General features: G+C 62.7%; 8 protein-coding genes, 1 tRNA gene and 2 pseudogenes. 5 read left to right on the plus strand and 6 right to left on the minus strand.

The window, feature by feature from the left end; translation table 11 throughout:
• Positions 1–244: pseudogene (locus VOI29_RS19190) on the plus strand (tryptophan--tRNA ligase); the annotation flags it as partial.
• A 144-nt stretch (positions 245–388) separates the two neighbouring features.
• Positions 389–2137, plus strand: coding sequence for an OmpA family protein (locus tag VOI29_RS19195; RefSeq protein WP_323782402.1), 1749 nt, complete (start codon positions 389–391; stop codon positions 2135–2137).
• 51 nt (positions 2138–2188) lie between these two features.
• On the opposite strand, the gene VOI29_RS19200 is transcribed toward VOI29_RS19195, so the two are convergent.
• From VOI29_RS19200 to paaG, 5 genes are all read right to left on the minus strand, one after another.
• A complete protein-coding gene (locus tag VOI29_RS19200; protein ID WP_323782405.1) occupies positions 2189–2398 on the minus strand; it encodes a hypothetical protein in 210 nt (69 codons plus the stop codon).
• A gap of 103 nt (positions 2399–2501) precedes the next feature.
• On the minus strand, positions 2502–3098 hold the full coding sequence (locus VOI29_RS19205; protein WP_323782408.1) for a TetR/AcrR family transcriptional regulator: 597 nt from the start codon (positions 3096–3098) through the stop codon (positions 2502–2504).
• A 15-nt stretch (positions 3099–3113) separates the two neighbouring features.
• Positions 3114–4424: a phenylacetate--CoA ligase PaaK gene (gene paaK, locus VOI29_RS19210; protein WP_323782412.1), complete on the minus strand. Its 1311-nt coding sequence runs from the start codon at positions 4422–4424 to the stop codon at positions 3114–3116.
• A gap of 15 nt (positions 4425–4439) precedes the next feature.
• Positions 4440–4865, minus strand: a complete 426-nt coding sequence (gene paaI / locus VOI29_RS19215; protein ID WP_323782416.1) for a hydroxyphenylacetyl-CoA thioesterase PaaI — start codon at positions 4863–4865, stop codon at positions 4440–4442.
• A gap of 2 nt (positions 4866–4867) precedes the next feature.
• Positions 4868–5653, minus strand: a complete 786-nt coding sequence (gene paaG, locus VOI29_RS19220; RefSeq protein ID WP_323782419.1) for a 2-(1,2-epoxy-1,2-dihydrophenyl)acetyl-CoA isomerase PaaG — start codon at positions 5651–5653, stop codon at positions 4868–4870.
• A 125-nt stretch (positions 5654–5778) separates the two neighbouring features.
• Here paaG and paaZ point away from each other — a divergent pair, with 125 nt between their 5' ends.
• The 3 genes from paaZ (at position 5779) to VOI29_RS19235 (ending at position 8969) form a co-directional block, all read left to right on the plus strand.
• Positions 5779–7809: a phenylacetic acid degradation bifunctional protein PaaZ gene (paaZ, locus tag VOI29_RS19225; RefSeq protein WP_323782422.1), complete on the plus strand. Its 2031-nt coding sequence runs from the start codon at positions 5779–5781 to the stop codon at positions 7807–7809.
• Positions 7810–7880: 71 nt separating this feature from the next.
• Positions 7881–8693: a PaaX family transcriptional regulator C-terminal domain-containing protein gene (locus tag VOI29_RS19230; RefSeq protein ID WP_323782425.1), complete on the plus strand. Its 813-nt coding sequence runs from the start codon at positions 7881–7883 to the stop codon at positions 8691–8693.
• A 199-nt stretch (positions 8694–8892) separates the two neighbouring features.
• Positions 8893–8969: transfer RNA gene (locus VOI29_RS19235), tRNA-Met, on the plus strand.
• A 333-nt stretch (positions 8970–9302) separates the two neighbouring features.
• Here the strand turns inward: VOI29_RS19235 and VOI29_RS19240 are convergent.
• Positions 9303–9407: pseudogene (locus VOI29_RS19240) on the minus strand (IS110 family transposase); the annotation flags it as partial.

Below are 9407 nucleotides of genomic sequence, written 5' to 3' on the forward strand. Positions count from 1 at the left end.
GAGCGTAGATCAGGTGCTGGCGGATGTCGGCGGCAAGCAGTTCTCGGAATTCAAGCCGATGCTGGCGGATCTGGCCGTGTCGAAACTGGCGCCGATCTCGACCGAAATGGCGCGGCTGATGCAGAACCAGGATGAGATCGACAAGATCCTGTCCCGCGGCTCGGAGCGCGCGCGCGAAATCACCGCGCCGATCCTGCGTAAAACCTATGACATCGTCGGCATGGTTCCGCCCGCAAGCCTCTGAAACGGCCTGCTGCTGGCGGAAACCAGCCAGACCACAGCCGCCCCTGCCGGGGCGGCTTCTTTTTTGCCGGGATGCGCGGAAACTTTTCCTGCTCTCAGCGGTTACCTCCGTACGGCCCCGTGCCGGAGCAAGGAAGGAACCGCAATGAAACCGGGAATTTTCAAATCGGCCACGGCGCTGGCAGTGGTGGTCTCGCTGGCAGCCCCGCTGCCCGCCCTGTCGCAGGACAAGGGCAACAAGCGTATTGACCTCACCGGGATGACCAACGCCGAGATCGGCGAACTGGTCGAGCGCTGCCGGAACCGCGCCGAGCGGCGGCAAAAGGAACTGGCCGCAGGCGAAGAAGTCCAAGATAAAAAGGGCCGGATTGCCAAGTTCTGCAAGGCCTATGCCACCGGCGCCTTTGACGCCGGCCTGCCGGGTGAACTGCAATCCGCCAGCGTGCTGGCCAGCGTCGCAGAGATGACTGCCGGAACCGAGGCTGAAGCTGAAACCGCCGGTACTGAAACCGGTGTCGAGGCCGGTGCCGAAACGGAGGCGTCCGCCGAAGCAGAGGCTGCCGCAGACACTGCAACCGCCCAGGAAGCGGATGAGCCCGCGGCTCTGGCAGAGGCACTGGAACAGCAGACCGAAGCGCAGGCCGCCGCACAGAACGAGCAGGCCGAAGCAGACCAACCCGCCGGGGCGACCGCCGCTGTCCCGGCCCAGTCGCAGGGCGAAGCCAGCGATGAAACAGACAACCCCGAACTGGTTGAGCTGGACAGCCAGGCCCAGGCTGACGCTCAGGCCGCAGCTGAGACGGGCACCCCAGCAGCGGCCGCAGCCGCGGCAGAAAACACCGCCGGCAAGGCCGAGGTGATCGAGGAAACGGTAACCGAAGACACCGTGCGCAGTTCGGACGAGGAGTTTGAAACCGACGCCGGCGAAAACGCCCAGGCTGCGGCAGAAGCCCCCGACCCGCAGACCAATACCGCCCCAAAACAGGATGACGGCGGCCTGTCCAACCAGCAACGCAACGCGCTGCTTGGCCTTGGCGCCTTGGCCATCGGCACGCTGCTCAACAATGGCGGCAAGGTCGTCTCCAACACCGGCGACCGCGCCATCGTGGAACAGGACGGCCAGTACCGCGTCCTGAAGGACGACGACGCCCTGCTGCGCCAGCCGGGCTCCAACGTGACCGCCTACCGGTTCCAAGACGGCTCCACCCGCACTGTGGTCATCCGCGATAACGGGGTTGAGGTGGAAACCATCCGCTCCGCCGAAGGCCGGGTGCTGCGCCGCACCCGTATCCTGCCTGATGGCCGCAGCGTGGTGCTGTTCGACGACACCCGGAAGGCCGAAAAGGTCGACGTCAACGAGCTGCCGCAGTTTCAGGACAACCGCCGTGCCTTCTCCAGCACCGGCGCAGTCTCAGCAGAGGACCTGGCCGCAGCGCTGGCCGCACAGCAGGCACCGGATGCCGGCCGCAGCTTCTCTTTGGCACAGATCCGCAATATTGACGCCGTGCGCCGGCTGGTGCCGGTGATCAACGTGGATTCCGTTAATTTCGACACCGGCTCTGCGGTGATCCGTACCCACCAGGCCGAAGAACTGGCGTCATTGGGCAACGCGCTGCGTGAATTGGTCGACCGCAACCCGGGCGAAGTGTTCCTGATTGAAGGCCACACCGATGCGGTGGGTGCAGCCACCTACAATCTGGCGCTGTCCGACCGGCGCGCTGAAACGGTGGCGCTGGCTCTGACTGAGTATTTCGGCGTGCCGCCGGAAAACATGGTGGTGCAGGGCTATGGCGAAAGCGATCTGACCGTGAGGACACTGGCCGCTGAACGCGCCAACCGCCGCGTTGCCGTGCGCCGCATTACGCCGCTGCTGGGCAGCGAGGCTGATCGGTGAACAAGAACAATTGCGCCCCGGGGGGCTGCCCCTCCGGGTGTTTGCCTGCCTCTACTCCACCCGCGTCCTGCGCCGGGACATGAGCCCGTATTTCAGGGCAAAAGACCTGAGCGAGAACCGGCGGCCAAAGGATTTCAGTTGCGGCCGCCCCGGCCGGCGGTCGAATTCATGAATGTCTATCACCCGCTCGGCGCAGCCGCAGCCCTCGCCCAGCCCGACCTTTTTGTAGTAGAACTTTTCGAAACTTTCAGAGTTTGCCATGCCGCCCTCCTTGAGGTCCGCAAGTTTAGTGCAGGCCGGCGCAAACGCAAAAGAAACTCTGCGGCGTTTTCAGGTCACGTTTTCGTGCTGAACGTCCAGGGCGTCAAAGGCCCTTGATTCCATTCAGAACCAGATCTGCCGCCAGCCGCGCATAGTACTCGCGCGCCATGGAGCCTGCGCCGGAATTCCACATGTAATACCAGTTCAACATGCCGAAGACCGACATGGTTGCGCCGCGCAACTTGGCAGTTTCGCCCTCGAACACCTCCGGAGCCACCGCTGCCAGCGCGCTGCTGACGACCTGCACCATCTCGCGCTGGTAAGCGCGCAGCAGCTTCTGCTGATCCTCCGGCAACGCACCCATGGCGCTGATCTGCACCTGATGCTCGTGGTCCGCGCCCTGATAGGCCAGCATGATCTCCGACACGATACGGCGCAGCCTGTCCTCCGGACCGCAGACCTCCGCCTCCACCCCGCAGACCCGGTCGCGCAGGTCGCAAAGATAGGTATCAAGAATGCCGAAAAGCACGGCATCCTTGCTGTCGTAATAGTGGTAGATGTTCGCCTTGGAGATCCCGCATTCCCGCGCCAGCTGTGTCATCGACGCGCGGTCATAGCCCGCTTCCGCAAACACCTTGGCTGCGGATTTCAGGATCTGGGTGCGTTTCTGGTCATGGTCTTTTGCGATGGTGCGGGCCAAAACTCACTCCCTCATTCAGGACTTGCCACGGTTGTCGACGACGCGTTTTGCCTTGCCCTGGCTGCGCTCGACCGATCCAGGGTCGCCTACAATGATCTCGGTGGAAACGCCAATCATATCCTTGATCCGCTTGGTCAGCATCCGCGCCGCAGCGGTTCTGCTCAGCTCATCCGTGGCATCCGGATTTGCCTCCACATAAACCCGCATTGCATCCATCCGCCCGGATTTGTAAAGCTCGATCTGGTAATGCGGCGCCAGCCCGCCGGTTGCCATCAGCTGTTCTTCCACCTGACTGGGGAAGACATTGACACCGCGCAGGATGATCATGTCGTCGCTGCGGCCGGTGATCTTCTCCATCCGCCGCATCGACCGTGCTGTGCCCGGCAGCAACCGCGTCAGATCGCGGGTGCGGTAGCGTATCATCGGCAGGCCTTCCTTGGTCAGCGTCGTGAACACCAGCTCACCCATCTCGCCATCCGGCAGTACTTCACCGCTCTGCGGGTCAATGATTTCCGGAAGGAAGTGGTCTTCCCAGATTACCGGGCCGTCCTTAGTCTCAACGCATTCATTGGCCACACCCGGCCCCATAATTTCGCTCAGCCCGTAGATGTCGACCGCGTGCATATCAAAGGCCTGTTCAACCTCCTTGCGCATTGCATCGGTCCAGGGTTCGGCGCCAAAGACGCCGACCTTCAGAGAGCTTTCACGCGGGTCCATGCCGACCTTGTTGTACTGCTCCAGAATGTTGAGCATGTAGGAGGGCGTCACCATGATCCCGTCAGGCTTGAAATCGGTGATCAGACCAACCTGCTTTTCGGTCTGCCCGCCCGACATCGGCACCACGGTCGCGCCCAGCCGTTCAATCCCGTAGTGGGCGCCCAACCCGCCGGTGAACAGCCCGTAGCCATAGGCGTTGTGCACCATATCGCCCTTGCGCAGGCCGGCTGCACGCAAGGACCGCGCCACCAGATCCGCCCAGTTGCTGATGTCAGTCGCCGTGTAGCCCACAACTGTCGGCTTGCCGGTGGTGCCGGAGGACGCATGCAAGCGGATGATCTCACTGCGCGGGACGGCGAACAGGCCAAAGGGATAATTGTCCCGCAGGTCGTTCTTGTAGGTGAAGGGAAACTTGGCGAGGTCCTTCAGTTCCTGCAGGTCGTCCGGATGCACCCCCGCCTCATCGAACCGCTGCTTGTACATCGGCACGTTGTCATAGGCATGGCGCAGCGACCACTTCAGCCGCTGCAGCTGAAGGGCGCGGATTTCGTCAATCGAGGCGATCTCGATCGGGTCCAGATCAGCCTTGTTCGGGGTCAGGTCTTCCATTGCGTCCTCCACGCCTTATTCGTCAAACAACTGGCCTTTGACCGCCCGGGAAAAACCCCGGAACTCGGCGATTTGCCGGCCGTCCTGGTTGGTCACTGTCACGTCATAGATGCCGCTGCGCCCGGTCAGGGAAATCTCGCGGGCCTGCGCGGTCAGCCTGTCGCCCAGCCGCCCCGGCGCGGTGAAGCTGATCACGTTGTGCTGCGCCACGGTTGCCTGGTTCCGGCTGTTGCAGGCAAAGGCAAAGGCGCTGTCGGCCAGCATGAAGGTCACGCCGCCATGGCAGATGCCGTGGCCGTTGCAGTGATGCTGGGCCACGGTCAGCTCCAGTGTCGCCTCGCCCACATCCACATGGGTGATCTCCATCCCGGCCCATTTCGAAGCGTGGTCATCCGCCCACATGGCGGCAGCAGATTTTTCGGCGCGTTCTTTCGGGGTCATGGTCATTTGCCCTTGAACGCAGGCGCGCGTTTTTCCAGAAAACTGGCCACGCCTTCAGCATAATCCGCACTCTCGCCGCAGGTTTTCATCGCGTCGGCTTCGATATCCAGCTGATCGGACAGCGTGTTGACCGCCGCCGCCTGAATGCATTGTTTGGTGAGACCCAGGCCCAGAGTGGGGCCGTTTGCGAATTTCTCTGCCAGCGCGCGGGCCTCGGTCATCAGCTCGTCATCCGGCAGCGCTTTCCAGATCAGGCCCCAGTCTTCGGCCTTTTTCGCAGGCAGCGGTTCGGCGGTCAGCGCCAGCCCCTTGGCCCGCGCTTCGCCCAGCAGCCGCGGCAGATGCCAGCTGCCGCCGGTGTCGGGAATCAGGCCAACCTTGGAGAACGACTGGATGAATTTGGCGCTCTCCCCCGCCAGCACCATGTCGCAGGCCAGCGCCAGATTGGCCCCGGCCCCGGCGGCCACGCCGTTGACCGCACAGATCACCGGAACGTTCAGCGACCGGATCAGCCGCACCAGCGGCGCGTAAAAGGTGCGTACGGTCTTGCTCAGGTCCGGCGGCCCGTCCATCTTGCGCGGATCGCGGTCGCCCAAATCCTGGCCCGCGCAAAAGCCGCGGCCCGTCCCGGTCAGAAGCACGGCACGGGCACCCCCGTCACGCGCCGCTTCCAGCGCGCCACGCAAGGCGTTGTGCATCTCCTCGTTGAAACTGTTCAGCCGGTCCGGGCGGTTCAGGGCGATCTCCACCCAGCTCCCGTGATCCTCTACCAGAATCGTATCGCTCATCGTTCCCTCACCCTGTCAGCGGCGCATTTGACAAATACCTTGCATAAACCGACCGGACGGTCAATATATCTCAGCATCGGATTCCAGCCAGCCGGCCCTACCGGCGTGACGAAAAGGACAGCACCATGAGCCTTCTTGAGATTTCCAGCTTTGCAGCGGGCCGATGGGTCGCACCGGGTGCAGGCGCCCGCAACATCGCCAGCGCCATCACCGGCGAGGTGATCGCCAGCGCCGGCAATGATGCGCTCGATGTGCAGGCGATGCTCGATTATGCCCGCTCCAAAGGCGGTGCAAACCTGCGGCAGCTGACCTTCCACGACCGCGCCCGCATGCTGAAGGCACTGGCAGGCCACCTGAACAAGCACAAGCAGGCGCTGTATGACCTCAGCTTCGACACCGGTGCCACCCTGTCCGACCATATGATCGACATCGACGGCGGCATCGGCACCATGTTTGTGTTCGCCTCCAAGGGGCGGCGGGAGATGCCCGACGGCCATGTCTATCTCGACGGCGATGTGGAGCAGCTGTCGCGCAACGGCACCTTCCTGGGCCAGCACATCTGCACCCCGCTGCGCGGTGTCGCGGTGCATATCAACGCCTTCAACTTCCCGGTCTGGGGCATGCTGGAAAAGCTGGCTCCCACACTTCTGGCCGGCGTTCCCGCCATCGTGAAACCCGCCACCAACAGTTGCTACGTCACGGAACTGGCGGTGAAGCTGATGCTCGACAGCGGCATCCTGCCCGAAGGGGCGCTGCAGCTGGTCTCCGGCGGGCTGGGCGACATGCTGGACCACCTCACCATGCAGGATGTTGTCAGCTTTACCGGCTCGGCGCAAACCGCGCTGAAACTGCGCGCCAACCCGGTGATCCTGCAGAACTCGGTGCGTTTCGTGGCCGAGCAGGACAGCCTCAACGCCTCGATCCTGGGGCCGGATGCCACACCTGGCACACCGGAATTCGACCTGTTCGTCAAGGAAGTCAGCCGCGAGATGACCACCAAGGCGGGCCAGAAATGCACCGCTATCCGCCGCATCATCGCGCCGCAGGCGCAGGTGGATGCAGTGATCGAAGCGCTGTCAGGCCGGCTGGCGAAAACCAAGATCGGCGACCCGCGCCTGGAAACCACCCGCATGGGCGCACTGGTCTCGAACAGTCAGAAACGCGACGTGCTGGAGAAAGCCGCGATCATCGGCCAGGAAGCCGAGCGCGTCTTTGGCGACCCGGCGAACTTCACCGTCGAGGGCGCAGATGCAGATAAAGGCGCCTTTGTGCCGCCGATGCTGTTCCACTGTGCCAATCCGGACAAGGCGAGCCGCGTGCACGACACCGAGGCTTTCGGCCCCGTTTCCACCATCATGGGCTACCGCGATCTGGATCACGCCATTGATCTGGCCAACCGCGGCCAGGGCTCTCTGGTGGCCTCGGTCATCACCCACGACCTGGCCGTCGCGCGCGAGGTTGCCATCGGCGCCGGCGCCTACCACGGGCGGCTCTACTTCAACAACCGCGACTCGATGAAGGAAAGCACCGGCCACGGCTCCCCCCTGCCGCATATGGTGCATGGCGGCCCCGGCCGCGCCGGCGGCGGCGAGGAAATGGGCGGCGTGCGCGGCGTCAAACACTACATGCAGCGCACCGCCATCCAGGGCTCCCCAGATATTCTGGCGGCGATCGGTGAAAAATGGGTGCCCGGCGGCGCTGAGATCCAAGGCCCGGCACATCCCTTCACCCGCAAGTTCGGCGAGCTGGCGATCGGCGAGACCCTGCACACCGCGCCCCGTACCGTGACGCTGGAGGATATCGAAACCTTCGCCCATTTCACCGGCGACACCTTCTATGCCCATATGGACGATGATGCCGCCAAGCGGAACCCGTTCTTCCCGGGCCGCGTTGCGCATGGATACCTGCTGCTGTCCTTTGCCGCCGGCATGTTCGTGCAGCCGGACGAAGGTCCGGTTCTGGCCAACACCGGCCTTGATAATCTGCGCTTCATGAAACCCATTTCCGCAGGCGAAAGCATCAAGGTGCGCCTGACGGTCAAGAAGAAGACCCCGCGCAATGAAGAATACGGCGAGGTCCGCTGGCACGTCACCCTCACCAATCAGGACGACGAGATTGCAGCGGAATATGAGCTGCTGACCATGAACGCCTTTTGATCCCATGTTAAAGCGGCAGGGAGCCGCAACGCTGCCCCCGCCCGGACTGGTCTAACCCGTCCGGGCGGACTATGTTTATCCCTATGAACGAACAGCTGAACCCCTGGTTTGACGCCACCGTCCAACAACTGAATGACCCGCAGAACCAGCGGGTCTGGTCGGTGATTGTGTCGCTGTTCGGCGATCTGGCCCAGGAAAAGGGCGCCCGGATCAGCGGCGGCGCCTTGACACGCATCATCACCCCGATGGGAATCAAGCCCGAGGCAATCCGGGTCGCCCTGCACCGGCTGCGCAAGGACGGCTGGATCGAAAGCGCCCGCGCTGGCCGTGCGTCAATCCACTATCTAACCGAATACGGCCGCAACCAATCCGCCGCAGTGACGCCCCGGATTTACGGCCGCAGCGCCGCGGCGCCGGGCGACTGGCATGTGCTTATCGCCGAGGACGGCTCCGGTCAAACCACCCTGGACGACGTTCTGCTGTTGCCCAACTACGTAAGCGTGAACCGGACCACTGCCCTGGGGCATGGGCCGATACCGCACACTCTGGATGACCTGATGGCTGCAGAGGTCAGCAGCATCGCCGTGCCAAGCTGGCTGAAGGCGCGCTTGTTCCCTTTGCAACTGTGTAAAGCCTGTAAGGAATTACAGCAGGATCTGGAACAAATCACACCGCCGCCATCCCGGCTGAGCCCGGCTCAAACCGGCACTCTGCGCACCTTGATCGTACACCGCTGGCGCCGTGTCGTTCTGCGCCATCCGGATTTACCGGCCGGCTTTCACCCGGCGGACTGGGCAGGTGAAACTTGCCGCGCACTGGTGTTTGGCCTGCTGGACCAGCTGCCCCTGCCCGAACTGGCTGCCCTGGACGCTCCAATCGACTAAAGGCTCGCCAGACTTGGCTTGCCACCTCCTCCCGCGGCTTGCCTTGCTGACCTAAGACGCGCATCTCCTCCGGCATAAGCACTTATTTTAGATCAACATAATTTGCAGCCTAAACAAAATTCCGGGAAATCCGAAATTCTTCGGCTTTTCTGCTTGACCCGACAGGCAGCATTCCGTAAATCGCGTCCACACGGCGAGCGGCGGAGTAGCTCAGTTGGTTAGAGCAGCGGAATCATAATCCGCGTGTCGGGGGTTCAAGTCCCTCCTCCGCTACCACCTTTTCCCCAAGTTTTTGGAATGTTTAGAGACCAAGGCGCCCAAGCGTCCCTTGACCTCGACTTGCACACCGTCTTCTTTGGCAGGGAAATGACAATCTCCGCAATCAGATCACGCACTACATCGCGCGCTTTCGGATTTGGCTTGCCGTTGTTTGCCCGCATCGACGCGCACATCTCGCTCAACGCCCTGACACCCGTGCAGGCAGCAGCAGGGCTGAGACACTGGGATGAACCGGCCCGGCGCTGTCCGCTTGTTCAAACCTGATTGAGGAAAGCCGATGGTTTCCCGGCCGGCCGCCACACCGCGTTCCGCAAGCAGTATCCGTGTTGATCAAGCGTAATTTTCACTCCATTTCCGCTGGTCTCTGAGAAGTGCGTTTGCAACGACGACAAGCTTTCGCATGATTGCGGTCAGCGCGACTTTGGGCGGCTTTCC

The sequence above is a fragment of the Leisingera sp. genome, assembly GCF_034669605.1.
Taxonomy (GTDB): Bacteria; Pseudomonadota; Alphaproteobacteria; order Rhodobacterales; family Rhodobacteraceae; genus Leisingera.